General features: G+C 71.3%; 19 protein-coding genes. 11 read left to right on the top strand and 8 right to left on the bottom strand.

The features are described from left to right. Positions 1-7 precede the first annotated feature (7 nt). A complete protein-coding gene (locus AB4880_RS23940; protein WP_367921735.1) occupies positions 8-577 on the bottom strand; it encodes a TetR/AcrR family transcriptional regulator in 570 nt (189 codons plus the stop codon). A 63-nt stretch (positions 578-640) separates the two neighbouring features. Between AB4880_RS23940 and AB4880_RS23935 the strand changes: the two genes are divergently transcribed. From AB4880_RS23935 to AB4880_RS23925, 3 genes are read left to right on the top strand one after another with little or no spacing between them, the layout of a single operon-like run. Next, entirely contained in the window at positions 641-1,495 is an 855-nt protein-coding gene (locus tag AB4880_RS23935; protein ID WP_367921734.1) for an alpha/beta fold hydrolase, read from the top strand. A 4-nt stretch (positions 1,496-1,499) separates the two neighbouring features. Next, positions 1,500-1,901, top strand: coding sequence for a hypothetical protein (locus tag AB4880_RS23930; RefSeq protein ID WP_367921733.1), 402 nt, complete (start codon positions 1,500-1,502; stop codon positions 1,899-1,901). Continuing rightward, positions 1,898-3,505, top strand: a complete 1,608-nt coding sequence (locus tag AB4880_RS23925; RefSeq protein WP_367921732.1) for an FAD-binding oxidoreductase — start codon at positions 1,898-1,900, stop codon at positions 3,503-3,505. Before AB4880_RS23930 ends, AB4880_RS23925 begins: the two co-directional genes overlap by 4 nt. On the opposite strand, the gene AB4880_RS23920 is transcribed toward AB4880_RS23925, so the two are convergent. Then, the gene (locus AB4880_RS23920) at positions 3,502-4,341 is read right to left on the bottom strand and encodes an SDR family oxidoreductase (protein WP_367921731.1); all 840 of its coding nucleotides are present in this window, start codon (positions 4,339-4,341) and stop codon (positions 3,502-3,504) included. The genes AB4880_RS23925 and AB4880_RS23920 overlap by 4 nt on opposite strands. Before the next feature lie 196 nt (positions 4,342-4,537). On the opposite strand from AB4880_RS23920, the gene AB4880_RS23915 reads away from it, so the two are divergent. Together AB4880_RS23915 and AB4880_RS23910 are read left to right on the top strand one after the other, a co-directional pair. After that, positions 4,538-4,669, top strand: a complete 132-nt coding sequence (locus AB4880_RS23915) for a hypothetical protein (protein ID WP_367921730.1) — start codon at positions 4,538-4,540, stop codon at positions 4,667-4,669. Between the two features lie 239 nt (positions 4,670-4,908). Beyond that, entirely contained in the window at positions 4,909-5,061 is a 153-nt protein-coding gene (locus AB4880_RS23910) for a hypothetical protein (protein ID WP_367921729.1), read from the top strand. Positions 5,062-5,113: 52 nt separating this feature from the next. Here AB4880_RS23910 and AB4880_RS23905 read toward each other — a convergent pair whose 3' ends face one another. Then, on the bottom strand, positions 5,114-5,914 hold the full coding sequence (locus AB4880_RS23905; RefSeq protein ID WP_367921728.1) for a maleylpyruvate isomerase family mycothiol-dependent enzyme: 801 nt from the start codon (positions 5,912-5,914) through the stop codon (positions 5,114-5,116). Further along, positions 5,911-6,927 (bottom strand): zinc-dependent alcohol dehydrogenase family protein, encoded by a 1,017-nt coding sequence (locus AB4880_RS23900; RefSeq protein ID WP_367921727.1) that lies wholly within the window; start codon positions 6,925-6,927, stop codon positions 5,911-5,913. Before AB4880_RS23900 ends, AB4880_RS23905 begins: the two co-directional genes overlap by 4 nt. Before the next feature lie 76 nt (positions 6,928-7,003). Here AB4880_RS23900 and AB4880_RS23895 point away from each other — a divergent pair, with 76 nt between their 5' ends. The 4 genes from AB4880_RS23895 (at position 7,004) to AB4880_RS23880 (ending at position 11,224) form a co-directional block, all read left to right on the top strand. Next, entirely contained in the window at positions 7,004-8,545 is a 1,542-nt protein-coding gene (locus AB4880_RS23895) for a helix-turn-helix domain-containing protein (protein WP_367921726.1), read from the top strand. A 29-nt stretch (positions 8,546-8,574) separates the two neighbouring features. Further along, the gene (locus AB4880_RS23890; protein WP_367921725.1) at positions 8,575-9,342 is read left to right on the top strand and encodes a glycerophosphodiester phosphodiesterase family protein; all 768 of its coding nucleotides are present in this window, start codon (positions 8,575-8,577) and stop codon (positions 9,340-9,342) included. Further along, positions 9,339-10,694: an MFS transporter gene (locus tag AB4880_RS23885; RefSeq protein ID WP_367921724.1), complete on the top strand. Its 1,356-nt coding sequence runs from the start codon at positions 9,339-9,341 to the stop codon at positions 10,692-10,694. The genes AB4880_RS23890 and AB4880_RS23885 overlap by 4 nt, the downstream gene beginning before the upstream one ends. Before the next feature lie 137 nt (positions 10,695-10,831). Continuing rightward, positions 10,832-11,224 (top strand): RNA polymerase-binding protein RbpA, encoded by a 393-nt coding sequence (locus AB4880_RS23880; RefSeq protein WP_367921723.1) that lies wholly within the window; start codon positions 10,832-10,834, stop codon positions 11,222-11,224. On the opposite strand, the gene AB4880_RS23875 is transcribed toward AB4880_RS23880, so the two are convergent. The 4 genes from AB4880_RS23875 to AB4880_RS23860 all read right to left on the bottom strand — a co-directional run bounded on the left by AB4880_RS23875 (position 11,225) and on the right by AB4880_RS23860 (position 15,098). Beyond that, entirely contained in the window at positions 11,225-11,719 is a 495-nt protein-coding gene (locus tag AB4880_RS23875; protein WP_367921722.1) for an FxsA family protein, read from the bottom strand. Then, positions 11,716-12,465 carry a polyprenol monophosphomannose synthase gene (locus AB4880_RS23870; RefSeq protein WP_367922003.1) on the bottom strand — a complete coding sequence of 250 codons (750 nt, stop codon included), beginning with the start codon at positions 12,463-12,465 and terminating at the stop codon, positions 11,716-11,718. Before AB4880_RS23870 ends, AB4880_RS23875 begins: the two co-directional genes overlap by 4 nt. A gap of 40 nt (positions 12,466-12,505) precedes the next feature. Next, positions 12,506-14,083 (bottom strand): apolipoprotein N-acyltransferase, encoded by a 1,578-nt coding sequence (gene lnt, locus AB4880_RS23865; protein WP_367921721.1) that lies wholly within the window; start codon positions 14,081-14,083, stop codon positions 12,506-12,508. Between the two features lie 550 nt (positions 14,084-14,633). Next, positions 14,634-15,098, bottom strand: coding sequence for an Lrp/AsnC family transcriptional regulator (locus AB4880_RS23860; protein WP_367921720.1), 465 nt, complete (start codon positions 15,096-15,098; stop codon positions 14,634-14,636). A gap of 28 nt (positions 15,099-15,126) precedes the next feature. Here AB4880_RS23860 and AB4880_RS23855 point away from each other — a divergent pair, with 28 nt between their 5' ends. Together AB4880_RS23855 and urtA are read left to right on the top strand one after the other, a co-directional pair. Further along, a complete protein-coding gene (locus AB4880_RS23855) occupies positions 15,127-16,053 on the top strand; it encodes a 5'-3' exonuclease (RefSeq protein WP_367921719.1) in 927 nt (308 codons plus the stop codon). Between the two features lie 160 nt (positions 16,054-16,213). Further along, the gene (urtA, locus tag AB4880_RS23850; protein ID WP_367921718.1) at positions 16,214-17,458 is read left to right on the top strand and encodes an urea ABC transporter substrate-binding protein; all 1,245 of its coding nucleotides are present in this window, start codon (positions 16,214-16,216) and stop codon (positions 17,456-17,458) included. Positions 17,459-17,490: the final 32 nt, after the last annotated feature.

Raw genomic sequence — 17,490 nt, 5'->3', positions numbered from 1 at the left:
GCGCCGCTCAGTGGTGACGTACGTCGGCGAAGAGGGCCGCGCCGACTGCGGCCGCCGCCTCGTGGGCGGTGAGGCCGTCCTCGACCATGTGGGCGAGGGCGGAGATGGCCAGCACGATCGCCTGACCGCAGCCGACGGTGGTCGCCACGGCGTGCTCGTCGGCGCCGATCCGCGCCGCGACCGCGGGCCGCAGCACCCCGGCCGTCGCATAGCTCGCCTCGAGCCACACACGGCGCAGCTGCAGGTCGCCGAAGACGGTCCGCATGAACGCGCGCGCGTCGTCGTCGCTCATCGCGTCGTTGCTCTCGACGAACGCCGCGACGACCGCCTCCCCCAGCGACCGGTCGGCAGGCTGCGCGGCGAGTGCCGCGGCGTATGCCTGGTTGCCGTCGTCGAAGATCGGACGTAGGCAGTCGGCCTTGGTCGGGAAGTAGCGGTGGAAGCTCCGCTCGGACATCCCTGCGGCCGCGACGAGGGTCGCGACGGTCGGGCTCGAGTCGCCGGCGGCGACGAAGACGTCGGCGCACGCGCGGGCCAGACCCAGGAGGGTCTCGTCGTCCGGTGGGCGTCGTGCCATGCGTCCAGCATACTCCTTTAGTGGCAGAAACTGCCATTAAAGGGTGTGAGTAGGGTCGCGTGCATGGACCTCTCGGGTACGACGACCGCGGTGCGCCGCGACCTCAGCACCTCTCCCGACGAGCCGGTCCGCGTCCGCTGGACGCCGGCCGCGCACCACGGCGTCGGCGCTCTCGTCCTCGGCGGCTCGAGCGGCCGGGTCGACGAGCAGCGCGCCCGCCTGCTCGCCGAGAACGGGGTGATCGCCGAGGCGATCCAGTGGTTCGGCGGGCCGGGCCAGCACGCCGGGCCCTGGGAGATCCCGCTCGAGACGTTCACCGAGCGCGTCGACGCGCTCGCCACCGAGTGCGACCGCGTGCTCGTCATGGGAGTCTCCTTCGGCGCCGAGGCCGCGCTCGCCACCGCCGCGCTCACCGACGCGCCGATCGCCGGCGTCGTCGCCTTCGCACCGACCGACGTGGTCTGGGCCGGCATCACCGAGGACGGCCGACAGACCTCGCACTGGACCCTCGACGGCCGGCCGCTCCCCTACGTCCCGTTCGACCCGCTCTGGTCCGAGGCCGTCGTCGACGAGCCGCCCGCCTACCGCGACCTGTACGCCGGCTCCCGGGCCGCCGCGCCCGAGGCCGTGGCGGCCGCCGCGCTCCCGGTGGAGCGGATCGCCGAGGTCGTCCTCGTCGCCGGCGACGACGACCAGGTCTGGCCGGCGCGCGAGCAGGCGGAGGAGATCGTGCTCCGCCGCGCCGCCCACGGGCTGCCGACCACGCTGGTCGTCGACCCGGAGGCCGGGCACCGCGCCGTACTGCCGGGCGAGCAGGTCGTCACGGCAGGCCAGGCGATGCGTCGCGGCGGCACCGAGCTCGCCGACCGGCGGCTCGGCACGGCGGCGTGGGCCGCCGTCCGCGAGCTCCTAGGGTGAGCCCATGAGCCAGCTCCCGCCGCCACCTCCGCCGCCGCCGGGCTATCTGCGCCTGCACCTGCAGGGCAACCGGATGCTCAGCATGATCACGCCGAGCATCCACATCGACGGCTACCCGGTGCCGGCGCGCTACGGCGAGAACGTCTATCCCGTCGTGCCCGGGCAGCACGCGGTCGCCGGCCATGCGCAGTGGATGTGGCGCTTCGGCCACGCGACCCAGGCGTTCCAGGTGGCGCCCGGGCAGACCGTCGACATCTTCTACGCGGCGCCCGCGCTGACCTTCCTGAGCGGGAGGATCGGGTTCGAGAAGCAGCGGACGCCCGGCCTGGTGGCCCTCATCGCGCTCTTCGCCGTCCTGCTGCTGCTCGTCATCGTGCCGATCGTGGCCATCGCCGCCGGCGCATGACCCGATCGTGGTGGGGCTGGGGCGCCGACGAGGCCCGGCTCTCGGACGCCGAGACGGCCGCGCTCGTCGAGCGGGTCGCCGCCCTGCTGCCCGGGCAGGACCTCACCGATCACGCGCCGCCCGACCCCCGTGCCCTGGGCGTCCCTCCGCCACGGGTCACGCCGCCCGCGGCGCTGGCCGCGCTGTGCTCCGCGGACGTCGTCGACCGCCTCGGGCATGCGCGGGGCAAGGCGTTCCGCGACGTCGTGCGCAACCTGCACGGCGACGTCGCGCACGTGCCCGACCTCGTCGTCCGGCCGCGGAGCGAGCAGGACGTCGTCGACGTACTCGACTGGTGCTCGGCCACCGCGACGCCCGTCATCCCGTACGGCGGCGGCAGCTCGGTGGTCGGCGGCGTCGAGCCGCGCTTCGAGGGGCCCGCGGTCACCCTCGACCTGGGCCTGCTCGACCGGGTCGTCGAGGTCGATCCGGTCAGCCGGGCGGCACGGATCCAGGCGGGTGTCGACGGACCCGCGCTCGAGGCGCAGCTCCGCCCGCACGGACTGACCCTGCGGCACTTCCCGCAGTCGTTCGAGTTCTCGACCCTGGGCGGCTGGCTCGCGACCCGGGCGGGCGGCCACTTCGCCACGCTGGCGACCCACATCGACGACCTCACCGAGTCGCTGCGCGTCGTATCGCCGGCCGGCACCGGCGAGTCGCGCCGGCTGCCGGGCTCGGGCGCCGGCCCCTCGCCCGACCGGATGTTCCTCGGCTCCGAGGGCTCGCTCGGCGTGATCACCGAGGCGTGGATGCGGCTGCAGCAGCGGCCGGTCTGGCAGCAGACCGTCACCGTCGACTTCTCCTCCTACGAGGCGGCCGTGGCGGCGACCAGGGCGATCGCGCAGTCGGGTCTGTACCCGTCGAACTGCCGCCTCCTCGACCCGGCGGAGGCACTCCTCAACGCCGGCGCGACGACGTCCGGGGGCCTGCTCCTGCTGGCGTTCGAGTCGGCCGACCACCCGGTCGACGCCTGGATGGAACGGGCGGTCGAGCTGGCCCGCGACCACGGCGGCGTCGTCCTGGCGTCACGGGATCGCCCGTCGGGAGCGGGCGACGCCGGTGCCCCTGCTGAAACTGCCGACACTGCCGACGCGTCGCAGTCCTGGCGGTCGGCGTTCATCCGGATGCCCTACCAGCGCGACGCGCTCGCCCGCCGTTCGATGGTGGTCGAGACCTTCGAGACCGCGTGCACCTGGGACGCCTTCCCGACCTTCCATGCGGGCGTCGTCGCCGCCGCAGAGAAGGCGATCGTCGACGTGTGCGGTGGACAGGGCGTGGTGACCTGCCGGTTCACCCACGTCTACCCGGACGGCCCGGCGCCGTACTACGGGATCTACGCCGGCGGCCGCTGGGGCAGCACGCTCGCCCAGTGGGACGACATCAAGGCCGCCGTCGCGGACGCGATCATCGCCCGCGGCGGCACCATCACCCACCACCACGCGGTCGGCCGCGACCACCGGCCCTGGTACGACGCCCAGCGCCCCGAGCCCTTCCACCTCGCGCTGCGCGCGGCGAAGGCGGCGCTCGACCCGGCCGGCGTCCTCAACCCGGGCGTGATCGTCTAACCCTCCGCCACCCACTTCTCGCTGCGCTCCCACAGCTCGGCCGCGAGCTCGGGCGTGACCACCGACGACGGCTGCTTCTCCCGCTCGTTGTCGTAGTAGCGACCGGTCTCGTCGGCGACGTCGGGCGAGGTGGCGCAGTAGAGGGACGTCTTGGCGCCCTCGGCCGGCGACTTCATGAACAGCTTCATCAGGTGGCGTAGCCCGAAGGGCACCTCCCGCCACACGTCGGACGCGATCGCGCCGGGATGCAGCGAGTACGTCGTCACGCCGGTCCCCTCGAGCCGGCGCCCGAGCTCCTGCGCGTGCAGGACGTTGGCGAGCTTGGACACGCAGTACTCGTCGAACGCGGTCCGCGTGACCGACGGCCGCCGCACGGCCTCCCAGTCGATGCCCTTCGCGCGGTAGTGGCCGGTGCTGGCGACGTTGACGATCCGCCCCGGCCCGGACGCGACGACGTGGTCGCGGAGCAGCTCGGTGAACAGGAACGGCCCGACATGATTGGTGCCGAACGCCAGCTCGAACCCGCTCGCGCTCATCCCCCGCTTGCCGGCCAGGCCCGCGTTGTTGATGAGGACGTCGAGGCGCTCGCCGGAGTCGAGGAACTGCTGTGCGGCGGCACGGACCGAGGTCAGGTCGCCGAGATCGAGCGGGAGGTGGTCGAGCCGCGCGTTGCCGGTCTCGGCCGTGATCTCGTCGATCGCGGCCTTGGTCTTCTCGGCCGAGCGGCCGGCGAGGACGATCCGGGCGCCGCGTAGGGCGAGGACGCGGACCGTCTCCTTGCCGATGCCGGTGTTGGCGCCGGTGACGAGGAAGGTCTGGTCGCGGAGGTCGGTCATGGCGTGATCATCGCGGGTGGTGTGGTGGGTTGTCGTCCTCCCAGGGTCGGAGTCTGGGGGCGGGCCGGTGGTGGCGGGCGCGACGGGGTGTCAGCGGCGGGCTGACGTGCGGGGTGCTCAGGTGGGGTGCTCAGGTGGGGTGCTCAGGTGGGCCGGCGCGCCGCCGATGGGGTGATCAACACCACCGGGAGACGCCATGCGGGAATCGCACATCCTCGACCAGGGCCACCTGTCGCACGACCGCCCCTGCCCCCACTGCGGGCACGCCTGGCACTACTACCTGCCCTGCGACAGCGGGTGCGGCTGCGACGCCGCCCACCCCGCCTGACCCTTCGGGAGCCCTCACCAAGATTGCGGTTTGGGACCAAACCGCAACGTTTTGGCCCCGGATTCTGCGGTCTTTGCCCATTCGGCGCACTTCCCGACCGCCCCGGCATCGACCGCCGCCGCCACCCCGCGCCGCCACCCCGCGCCGGACTCCGACGGGCCACCCCCGCCTTCCGCCAAACGGAAAGCCCCCCCACCAAGGTCCTCGCAATGTGACACAAGTCATGTCAAGGTGGGCGCATGAGCGTTGTGCTTCTCGCCGCCCTGATCGCCCTGGTCGGCGTCGCTGTCGCAGGCGTCGGAGGTCTGTTCGCCGTCGTCTTCGTGGCCGGCCGCTCCGGCGGCAAGGCGCAGGCACAGGTTCGCGACAGTCACCAGCAGCGGGCAGCCTGACCGACCTGCTACCCCCAAGGCGCCGGCAGGATGCCAAGCAGGCGAGCGACGGTCAGTCGATCGACTGCCCCAGCACCGCAGCGACCACCGCGCGCACCTCGTCGTCGCCCTCGATCACGACGCGCTCGTCGCCCACCCGGTGCCACAGCCACGCATCCAGGTCGGCGGCGGTGCCGCTGACCACGAGCGCGGGCGCCACGCCCGGGTCGGGCACGACGTGCTGGTCGGGCTCGTCGGTGTAGGTCTTGCCCTCCGGCGAGGTGCCGGAGAAGGTGCCGATCTGCGCCCAGACCGAGACGCCGGTGTCGGTGATCCGGTATTCGACGTACGACGGCGCGGGCGTGAACACGCCCCACTCGGGCAGCCCGCCGAACATCACGTCGAGGGCCTCGTGGACGCCGTCGGTGGCCAGGTCGGCCGGCATGCCCGAGGAGACGCCGGCCGCGAGCTCGGCGTCGAGGCGGTGGATGAGCACCTCGTGGGCCTGGCGGCGGTAGGTGAAGGCGACGTTCTGGTCGCTGGGCAGCGACCACGACCAGGCCTTCTCCTCGGGATCGGCAGCGGCGAGGGCGGCGAGGAACGAGGCGTGCGTGGCGGAGAAGAAGGCCAGCAGCTCGTCGTAGGAGTCCGGTCGGACCGGCTCCTCGTCGTCGTCGGGCCCGGCCGGCCGGGTGGAGATGATCCGGTGCCAGAAGTACTGGACGGTGCCGAGGTGCCACAGCAGGTCGGCGGCGTTCCAGTCCGGGCAGGAGGGCACCTGCGCGTCGGGCGCGCAGGTGGAGAGGACGTCGAGGAAGCGCGCGGACTCGGCCTCGATGTGGGCGAGGTAGGCGGCGGGGTCGAGGCGGGTCACGGCTGGAGCAGCACCTTGATCGCGCGGCGCTCGTCCATCGCCGTGTAGCCGGCGGGCGACTCCTCGAGCGGCAGGGTCAGGTCGAACACCAGGCCGGGGTCGATGCGGCGGTCGAGGACCAGGTCGAGCAGCTCGGGCAGGTAGCGGCGCACAGGCGCCATGCCGCCGCGGACGCCGACGTTCTTGTCGAACAGCCGTCGCGCGGACAGCTCGACGCCGTGGGGCGCGCCGACGAAGCCGACTCCCCCGCCGGGGCGGGTGACCTCGATCGCCGTGGTCATCGCCTCGTCGGTGCCGACACACTCGAGCGCAGCGTCGACGCCCACGCCGTCGGTCAGCTCGCGGACCTCGGCCAGCGCATCCTCGCCGCGCGAGGCGATGATGTCGGTCGCGCCGAACGCGCGGGCGACCTTCTGGCGCGGCTCGTGGCGCGACATCGCGATGATCCGCTCGGCGCCCATGGTCGCGGCGGCGAGGACGCCGCTCAGCCCGACCGCGCCGTCGCCGACGACGACCACGGTGTCGCCGGCCTTCACCCCGGCCGAGACCGCCGCGTGCCACCCGGTCGGCATCACGTCGGACAGCGCGAGCACCGAGGCGATCAGGTCGTCGGCCGGTACGCCGCCGGTGGAGACGAGGCTGCCGTCGGCCTGGTTGACCCGGGCGTACTCCGACTGCCCGCTCAGCGTGAAGCCGAGGTTGTCGCACACCGACTGGGCGCCGTTGCGGCAGTGCGGGCAGGTGTTGTCGCAGTGGCAGAACGGGACGACGACGAAGTCGCCCGCCTTGAAGTCGCGGACCTCGCTGCCGACCTCCTCGACCACGCCGATGCACTCGTGGCCGATGGTCTGGCCGGGCCGCACCGGGTTGGCGCCGCGATAGGGCCACAGGTCGGAGCCGCAGATGCAGCCGGCGGTCACCTTGATGATGGCGTCGGTCGGCTTCTTGAGCTCGGGGGCGGGCACCTCTTCGACCCGGATGTCCCGGGCCCCGTGGATCGTCGTCGCGCGCATGGATGTGATCCTTGCACGAGGGTCCGACACGGCCCTCGGGACTTGCGTTATCTCATATGTGAGTTACGGTCGACGCATGACGCCTGACGTCCCCACCGACGACTACAAGGGCCGGATCGGCAACCTGATCCGCGACGCCCGCAAGCACCGTGGACTCACCCAGGCACAGCTCGCCGAGCGCCTCGGGACCAGCCAGAGTGCGATCAACCGGATCGAGAAGGGCCACCAGAACCTCTCGCTCGAGATGCTCGCGCGGATCGGCGCGGCGCTCGACTCCGAGATCGTCGCGCTCGGCGCCGGCCCGACCCACCTGCGGGTCAAGGGGCCGACCACGCTGTCCGGCAGCATCGACGTGAAGACCTCCAAGAACGCCGGCGTCGCGCTGCTCTGCGCGTCCCTCCTCAACCGCGGCCGGACGACGCTGCGCAAGGTCGCCCGCATCGAGGAGGTCAACCGCCTGCTCGAGGTGCTCGACAGCATCGGCGTCCAGACCCGCTGGATCAACGCCGAGAACGACCTCGAGATCATCCCGCCCAAGGACCTCGACCTCTCCCGCATCGACGAGGAGGCCGCGCGGCGTACCCGCTCGGTCATCATGTTCCTCGGCCCGCTCCTCCACCGCGCCGACACCTTCGAGCTGCCCTACGCCGGCGGCTGCAACCTCGGCACCCGCACCGTCGAGCCGCACATGTCGGCGCTGCGCCCGTTCGGCCTCGAGGTCAAGGCGACCGACGGCTGGTACCACGCCCAGCTCAACCGGGCCATCGTCCCCGGCCGCCCGATCGTGCTCACCGAGCGCGGCGACACGGTCACCGAGAACGCCCTCATGGCCGCCGCCCTCCACCCCGGCACGACCGTGATCCGCAACGCCTCGTCCAACTACATGGTCCAGGACCTCTGCTTCTACCTGCAGGCCCTGGGCGTCGAGGTCGAGGGCATCGGTACGACGACGCTCACCGTCACCGGCCGCGAGAGCATCGACGTCGACGTCGACTACTCCCCCAGCGAGGACCCGATCGAGGCGATGTCGCTGCTCGCCGCCGCGATCGTGACCCGCTCCGAGATCACCATCCGCCGGGCGCCGATCGAGTTCCTCGAGATCGAGCTCGCGGTCCTGGAGGAGATGGGCTTCCGCTACGACCGCTCCGAGGAGTACGTCGCCGCCAACGGTCGCACCCGCCTGGTCGACATCACCACCCACCCCTCCGACCTGGTCGCGCCGCGCGACAAGATCCACCCGATGCCGTTCCCCGGCCTCAACATCGACAACCTCCCGTTCTTCGCGGTGATCGCGGCGGTCGCCGAGGGCACGACGTACCTCAACGACTGGGTCTACGACAACCGCGCGATCTACCTCACCGAGCTCAACAAGCTCGGCGGACGGGTCAGCCTGCTCGACCCCCACCGGGTCCAGATCGACGGCCCCACCTCGTTCACCGGCACCGAGCTGGTCTGCCCGCCGGCGCTGCGGCCCGCGGTCGTCGTCCTGCTCGCGATGCTGGCCAGCAAGGGGACGTCGGTGCTGCGCAGCACCTACGTCATCCACCGCGGCTACGAGGATCTCGCCGAGCGCCTCAGCGACCTGGGCGCCGAGATCGAGACGTTCCGGGACATCTAGCCTCCGTGGCCTATCTGGAACCAGGTCGGGTGCTGGCATTCGCCCACCGCGGCGGCGCCTACCACCCCGAGATCGAGGGCCTCGAGAACACGCTCGCGGCCTTCCGGCACGCGGCGGCGCTCGGCTACGACTACCTCGAGACCGACGTCCACCTGACCGCCGACGGCGTCCTGCTGGCGTTCCACGACGCGGTGCTCGACCGGGTGACCGACCGGCGGGGCGCGATCGCCGAGCTCACCCTCGCCGAGGTGCGGGCGGCGCGGATCGGCGGGCGCGAGGAGGTGCCGACGCTCGTCGAGCTGCTCGACGCCTTCCCGGAGGCGCGGTTCAACGTCGACCTCAAGGACGCCCGGGCCGTCGAGGCGCTGGCCGCGCTGGTCCGCGAGCGCGAGCTGTGGGACCGGCTGCTCGTCGCGTCCTTCTCCCGCCGGCGGGTACGACGCTTCCGCGCGCTGACCGACGGCCGGGTGCCGACGGCCGCCGACCCGTGGCAGATCGTCGCCTTCCGCCTCTCCCCCACCGCCGGCATCGCCCGCCGGCTGGCCGGCGACGGCTTCGCCGCCTTCCAGGTGCCCCACCGGCACAGCGGCGTCACCGTCACCACCCCCGGCTTCGTACGACGTGCCCACGCCGCCGGCCACCAGGTCCACGTCTGGACCATCGACGACGCCACCGAGATGGACCTGCTCCTCGACCGCGGCGTCGACGGCCTCTTCACGGACCGGACCGACGTGCTCAAGGATGTGCTCCAGCGACGTGGCCAATGGTGGTCCGCGCGGGGAGGGACGACAGCATGAACGCATCGGCGCCCATCGCCGACCTGGGGCCGCTCAACCGAGCACGGGAGCAGCGCGCCTGGTACTTCACCGACTGGGCCGCCTCGGCGTTCCAGACGACCGTCGCCGGCGTGCTCTTCGCGCCGTACCTGATCTCGGTCGCGGAGAACGCCGTCGGTGAGCACGGCCGCCTCCACATCCTCGGGCTCTCGATCGCGCCGGGCTCGCTGCCGTCGTACGTCATCACCGTCTCGACGCTGCTCAGCGCGCTGATCTTCCCGATCGTGGGTGCGCTCGCCGACCGGACGTCACGCAAGCCCGACCTGCTCGTCGCACTCTCCTGGGTCGGCGCGGTCGCGGCCGGCCTGCTGTTCTTCATGAACGGCGACAACTGGGCGTTCGGGAGCATCGCCTTCATGGTCGCCAACCTGGCCGGTGGCGCGGCGATCGTGGTCAGCGACTCGATCCTGCCGCTCATCTCCACGGAGGAGGAGCGCGACCGTACGTCGTCCGTGGGCTGGGCCTACGGCTACGCCGGCGGCGGCCTGCTCCTCGCCGTCAACTTCGCCATGGTGATCGGCCACGACGCGATCGGGCTCGACAAGGAGATGGCCGTCCGGCTGTCCCTGCTGTCGGCCGCGCTGTGGTGGGCGGCGTTCATGATCATCCCGTGGCGCGGCATCAAGCGTCACCGGCCGCAGGCGGTGGAGGCAGTCGCGGGCGGCCTGATGTCGCGCTCCTTCGGCCAGCTCGGCGCGACGCTCAAGGACCTGCGCAACTACCCCGTCGCGCTGACCTTCCTGGTCGCCTACCTGTTCTTCAACGACGGCATCCAGACCACCATCGCGTCCGCCTCGACGTTCGGCATCGAGGAGCTCAAGTTCGCCGAGGGCACGGTCCTCGGCACCTACCTGCTGGTGCAGTTCGTGGCGATGTTCGGCGCGGTCGGCTTCGGCCGGGCGGCGGCGCGCTACGGCGCCAAGAAGGTGATCTTGTCGGGCATCGTCGGCTGGATGGTCATCGTGACCGTGGCGCTCGTCGTCCCCCAGAAGCAGCTGGTGCCCTTCCTGCTGCTCGGCGTGGCCATCGGCATCGTGCTCGGCGGCACCCAGGCGCTGGCCCGCTCCTACTTCTCGCTGTTCATCCCGCGCGGCAAGGAGGCGGAGTACTTCAGCCTCTACCACGCCATGGACCGCGGCACGTCGTGGTTCGGGACGCTCACCTTCGGCCTCGTCTACCAGATCACCGACTCCTACCGGCCGGCCATCTTCGCGCTGGTCGCCTTCTTCGTCCTCGGCGGCCTGATCCTCCTGCGGGTCGACACCGAGCGCGGGATCCGGGAGGCTGGTAACGCCCGGCCCTCCGTCATCTGAGTCAGCTTCGCCCGACGCGCCGGTCTAGTCCGATCGGACCCCTCGAGAGGGGCCGGTTGCACATCGGACGCTTGGAACCTTTTACCGATGGGTAGCGTTGAGGAGTCTGGAAGCGAAACACGGGAGGTGGAGTTCTCATGGCTGAGCGCACACTGCGCGGCGCCCGTCTGGGCGGGCAGTCGTTCGAGGACGAGCGGGGCATCGAGTTCGCTGCTCGCCAGCAGGTTGGCTATCGGTGTCCCCAGGGGCACGAGTTCGAGATCACGATGTCGATCGAAGCCGAGGTGCCTGCCATCTGGGAGTGCCCCCGGTGTGGCCTGGAGGCCGAGTCGACGGCGGGCATCGAGCGTGAGGTGAAGGCGGAGAAGCCGCAGCGGACCCACTGGGACATGCTGCTCGAGCGACGCTCCGAGAAGGAGCTCGAGGAGATCCTCACCGAGCGCCTCGAGCTGCTCCGCGGTGGAGAGATCGGCCCGGCGCACCTGCACCGCGCCAACGCGCGCACGAAGAAGAAGCCGGCGAAGGCCTGATCAGTCGCTCTCGTCGATGACCTCGCCCTGGACCACCGTCGGTCCGGGGCGAGTGTCGTTCTCGGGTGTCTGACGGCCCGGGAAGCCGGGCGGGAAGCCGGCCGTACGGCGCGCGACCTGCCGCGACGCGACGGCCCCGAAGAGCCCGCGGAACAGCGGCCGGGTGAGCGGCACGATGAGCAGCAGCGCGACCAGGTCGGTGAGGAAGCCGGGTACGGCGAGCAGCACGCCGCCGAGCATCACCAGGGCGCCGTCGCCGACCTCCCGCGACGGCGGCCGACCGGTCTCCAGTCCTTCCCGCAGCGCCAGCCAGGCCCGCCGTCCGGCGTGCTTGGCGACGGCTGCGCCGAGGACGACGCCGAGCAGGACCAGCACGAACGTCCAGCCGGGCCCGATCAGCCGGGCGACCTCGACGAGGACGGCGATCTCCGCCACGACCGCCAGCCCGAAGGCCAGCAGCACGAGCGCGAGCGTACGCCGTCCACGCTTGGTCATCGTGGCTGCAACTCCCGCTCGGCCGAGGCGGCGCGGCGGCGGCCGCGGGCCTGCTCCCAGCGCTCCCGCAGGCCCCACTGGGTGATCCGCTTGAGGGACTCCAGCGCCACCTGGCCGCTCATCTTGGACTCGCCACGCACCCGCTCGACGAACTCGATCGGGACCTCGCGCACGGTCAGCCCGGCGCGCAGCGTGCGCGCGACCAGGTCGGTCTGGAAGACGTAGCCGGTGGAGCGCACCTCGTCGAGGCGGATCTTCTCCAAGGTGGAACGACGGAACAGCCGGTAGCCGGCCGTGGCGTCGCGCACGGAGATGCCGAGGAGGGTGCGGACGTAGAGGTTGCCGCCGCGCGAGAGGACCTCGCGCTCCCACGGCCAGTTGACCACCGAGCCGCCGGGGACCCAGCGCGAGCCGATCACCAGGTCGGAGTCGAGCAGACCGGTGAGCAGCCGCTGGAGCTGCTCGGGCTGGTGGGACCCGTCGGCGTCCATCTCGCCGATGACGTCGTAGCCGCGGTCGAGCGCCCACGCGAAGCCGGCGAGGTAGGCGGCGCCGAGCCCGCCCTTCGCCGTACGGTGCAGGACGTGGACCTGGTCGTCGACCGCGGCGATGCCGTCGGCGATGGCGCCGGTGCCGTCCGGGGAGCCGTCGTCGACGACGAGGACGTCGACCTGCGGCTGCGCGGCGCGCAGCCGCTCGATGATCCAGGCGACATTGCCGGCCTCGTCGTAGGTCGGGATGACCATGACGGTGCGGCCGAGGGCGTGTCCCTCGATCAGCTCGTGGTCAGACAACGGGTGCCTCGCTCGTGTTCGCGGTGGGCGCTGGGGCCTCCTCCGAGTGGGAGATCTCCGGCGCTGGACCGTCGAACTCTCTCCTCCGACGGTACGCGACGGCACCTGACACGAGAGCACCGAGAGTCAGGACGGTGAACATCCGGGCCGGCCACGGGCCCAGCCGCACCGCCGGCGTGAGCGCCGAGCTCAGCCCGACCTTCTCGACGAGGACGGCGGTCGTGCGCGGCTTCGCGGACGCCACGACCGTGCCGTCGGGCGAGATCACGCCGGTACGGCCGTTGGTCGAGGCGACGGTGAGCCAACGGCCGGCCTCGATCGCGCGGAGCCGGGTGATCGCGAACTGCTGCTCGATCTGGTGGGTGAAGATGAAGCTGGCGTTGCTCGTCTGGACGGTGAGCAGCCGGGCGCCGTCGCGAACCTGCGGCGGGAACACGTCGTCGTAGGCGACGTCGAAGCAGATCGCGTCGGCGACCGGGATCCCGGCGATCCGGAGCGGGGTGGTGCGGGTGCCGGCGCGCTGGTCGCGGGTGATGAGCGCGAGCTGGCCGAACTTGGGGTCCCAGATCTTGCGGAACGGGATGTACTCGCCGTACGGGACCGGGTGATGCTTCGTGTACCGGTCGCCCGGGCCGGTGACCGGGTCCCAGACGACGCCCTGGTTGAGGACGTGCTTCGGGTCGTCGTCGACGATGCCGCCGATCACCACCGGCACGCCCATCGCCGCCACCGCCTCCTGGATCCCGGCGTTGACCGAGCCGCTCCGGAACGGGTCGATCGCGGTGGAGTTCTCGGGCCAGAGCACGAAGTCGGGCCGCGGCCTCTCCCCCGCGGAGACCTCGCCGGCGAGGCGGACGGTGGCGTCGACGTGGTTCTGGGTGACCCCGAGGTAGTCGTAGAGGATGTCGTTGCCCGGGCCGGGGACATCGCCCTGGACGACGGCGACGGTCGCGGAGCCGTCCTCGTGCGCGTGGTACGGAAACACCGCGGGCGCAACCAGGACGGCGAGCACGCCGACCGCGCCGGCGGCGGGGAGCCGGACGCCGGAGCGTGGCCGGCCGACGATCGTCTCGGCGAGGTGCGCGAGCGCGAAGCCGCTGAGCGCCAGCAGGAAGGAGAGCCCGGTCATGCCGACGTACGCGACGGCGGGCGCGGCCGGCGTGTCGATCGCCGCGAACGCGAGCCGACCCCACGGCATCCCGCTGAACGGCCAGCCGCTGCGGACGGTCTCCATCGTCGTCCACGTGGCGGCGAGCCAGAGCGGCCACAGCGGGAGGCGGCGGATCAGGGGGACGGTGAGCCCGAGCAGCCCGTAGAACAGCGCCTCGACCGACGAGAGCGCCGCCCAGGCGTCGGCGCCGATGGAGTCCTTCATCCACCAGATGTGGGTGAAGTAGAAGACGACCCCGAAGAGCAGTCCGGCCAGGCCCGCACGTCGTACCGTCAGGTCGCGGGTCGCGAGGGCGTAGCAGGCGACGCCGAGCGGCAGCAGCCAGCCGATCGCGACCGGCTCGTAGGACGAGGTGAGCAGCACGCCGCCGAGGACTGCGAGGAAGAGGCGCTGCACCACGCGGTGAGCCTAGTCGGCGAGCGGGGATGCGGCTCTTTCAGGGCACGGAAGGGTCCGAGGCGCCTTCGGACCATCGCCGCGGCGACTGGCTGCCGACACGTCCGACGTTGTCTAGGGAGCACCCGGACCCTTCCGGCTCGCTCTCGAGGTGCGAACCGACCTCCGCGAACCGTTGTCGGGTGGAGCTGGTGCTACTCCCCCGGCCTACGGCCACTCGGACGTCGGTCCGCCGGCCACGACCTGCATGAGCGAACGTCTCCGTACTTTGGTGATACTTACCGGCGCTGTCAACCGTGCGCTGACCTGCGGGGATACACGTTCTCGCAGGTCAGCAGGCGCCGATGTGGCAGCGAATTCGTACGAAAAATCTCACGGCCTGCGGCGTGTCGGGATGCGACGCGCCGATGGAAGTGCCGGTCGGCGGATTGGTGGTGCGGCGCGGTGGGTGCGGCGAGTGGGCAGAAACCGCACCGTCCGGCGCCGAATCGTTGCGGTTTGGTCCCAAACCGCAGAATCTGAGACGGCCCGTGAGACAGCCGCCACCGACCCCTCAGCCCGAGACAGGCCGGTTCTCGTAGTACGTCGACAGCACGATCGTCGTCCGCGTCGACACGTTCGCCACCGACCGGATCCGCCCGAGCAGCCCCTCGAGCTCCTCCGGCGACGTCGTGCGCACCTTCAGCACGTACGACTCCTCCCCCGCCACCGACCAGCACGACTCGATCTCCGGCAGAACGACGAGCCGCTCGGGGCAGTCGTCGGGCTGCGAGGGGTCGATCGGGCGGATCGAGATGAAGGCGGTCAACGGGACGCCGATCTCCGCGTAGTTGACGGTCGCACCGTAGCCGAGGATGAGGCCGCGCTGCTCGAGACGCTTGACCCGCTGGTGCACTGCCGAGGTCGAGAGGCCTGTCGCCCGCCCGAGGTCGGTGTAGGACATGCGCCCGTCCTTGGCCAGGAGCTCCAGGATCTGACGGTCGGTTGCCTCGACCGCTGGATTGCTGCTCTGACTCACGTGGCGCAGCCTAATAGGCTGCGCGGTGATGAATGAGCGCCTTCTACTCCTCGATACGGCCAGCCTCTACTTTCGCGCGTACTTCGGCTCGCCGGAGATCCCCGCGCCCGACGGCACCAACGTGAACGCCGTCCGCGGGCTGCTCGACTACATCTCCCGGCTGACCGAGCAGTACCAGCCGTCTCATCTGGTCTGCTGCTGGGACGACGACTGGCGTCCGCAGTGGCGCGTCGACCTCATCCCGACCTACAAGGCGCATCGCGTGGTCGAGGAGGTCGCCGGCGCGCCGGACGTCGAGGAGGTCCCCGACCCGCTCGAGACGCAGGTCCCGATCATCCGCGAGGTGCTCGCGGCGTTCGGGATCGCGGTCGTGGGTGCGCCGGGCTACGAGGCCGACGACGTCATCGGGACGCTCGCGACGGGTGCGGGGATGCCGGTCGACGTGGTCACCGGTGACCGCGACCTGTTCCAGCTCGTCGACGACAAGGCCGCCGTCCGGATCCTGTACGTCGGGCGCGGCGTCGGCCGCCACGAGCGGGTCGACGAGGCGTGGGTCGTCGAGAAGTACGGCGTCCGCGCCGACCAGTACGCCGACTTCGCCACGCTCCGCGGCGACGCGTCCGACGGTCTGCCGGGCGTGAAGGGCGTGGGCGAGAAGACGGCGGCCACGCTGCTGCAGAAGTACGGCGACCTGGCCGGCATCCGCGCCGCCGCCGAGGACCCGGCCAGCGACCTGGGCCCGGGCCCCCGCACCAAGATCAAGGACGCGGCGCCCTACCTGGCGGTCGCGCCGACGGTCGTGGCGGTCGCCCGCGACATCGACCTGCCGCGCGACGGGCTCGCGCTGCCTCCGGCGCCGGTCGACGCCGAGGGCCTGAGCGCCCTCGTGGAGCGCTGGGGACTCGGCACACCGGTCGCCCGGCTCACCGGCGTGCTGGGCGCGCGGAAGATGTAACAGAGCGGGCGGATCGCGAAACACCGACTTAATTCCATTTGGTAGCAATCCGAAATCAGCCCTTCCTAGGTTCATCGCCACCGGGGCCCGGCGTCGTGCCCCCTGGCCCAGCGCCCGACTCCCGAGTCGACGGGTGCGATGACCGAGAGGGTTGTCCCACGTGTTCCTTTCCCGTTCCCGCCTCGCGAGCGGCACCGCGCTCGCCCTCGCCGCGGCGCTCAGCCTGAGCGCCTGCGGCGGCTCCAAGTCCGGAGAGGCGAGCGCCTCCGCGAGCTGCGTCGACACCTCCGGCGACACGATCAAGCTCGGGTTTCTCAACTCCACGTCCGGCGCGATGGCGATCAGTGAGCAGACCGTCCGCGACTCGCTCTCCCTCGCCACCGAGCAGATCAACGCCGCCGGCGGCATCCTCGGCAAGAAGATCGAGCCGGTCGTCGAGGACGGGGCCAGCGACCCGGCGGTGTTCGCGGAGAAGATCCAGAAGCTGCTGACCGGCGATTGCGTCGCGGCCGTCTTCGGCGGCTGGACGTCGGCCTCGCGCAAGGCCATGCTGCCGGTCGTCGAGTCCGACAACGGGCTCCTGTTCTACCCGGTGCAGTACGAGGGCCTCGAGGCGTCGAAGAACATCTACTACACCGGCGCCACGACCAACCAGCAGATCATCCCGGCGATGGACTTCCTCAAGTCCAAGGGCGTCAAGACGCTGTTCCTCGCCGGGTCGGACTACGTCTTCCCGCGCACGGCCAACAAGATCATCAAGCAGTACGCCGCCAAGCTCGGCATCAAGATCGTCGGCGAGGAGTACGTCCCGCTCGACGACGACGACTGGACCACGCAGGTCGCCAAGATCGTCGCCGCCAAGCCCGACTTCGTGTTCAACACGATCAACGGCTCCTCGAACGTCGGCTTCATCAAGGCTTACTACGAGCAGGGCCTGAGCCCGAAGACCACGCCGATCATCTCCGTGTCGATCGCGGAGGAGGAGGCGCCGGCGATGGGCAAGGACGTCACCGGCCAGTTCGCGGCCTGGAACTACTTCGAGTCCGTGAAAAGCCCCGCCAACGCGGCGTTCATCAAGGCGTTCCAGGACAAGTACGGCGCCGACCGGCCCACGTCGGACCCGATGGAGGCGGCCTACACCTCGCTGTACCTCTACAAGAACCTGGTCGAGAAGGCCGACTCGTTCGACGTCGACAAGATCAACGGCGTCGCCGACGGCGTCGCCTTCGACGCACCCGAGGGCAAGGTCACCATCGACGGCGAGAACCACCACATCGCCAAGACCGCGCTGATCGGCCGGATCAACAGCGACAACCAGTTCGACGTCGTCTGGTCGTCCGGCAAGCCGATCGAGCCCGACCCGTTCCTCAAGGGCTACGCGTGGTGGGACCCGAGCGCGAAGTGACCTGAGGGCCCACGCCCTCGTCCTCCGCTCGT

Source organism: Nocardioides ginsengisoli, assembly GCF_039537225.1.
Taxonomy (GTDB): Bacteria; Actinomycetota; Actinomycetes; order Propionibacteriales; family Nocardioidaceae; genus Nocardioides; species Nocardioides ginsengisoli.
This window is presented reverse-complemented; position numbering and strand designations above follow the sequence as displayed.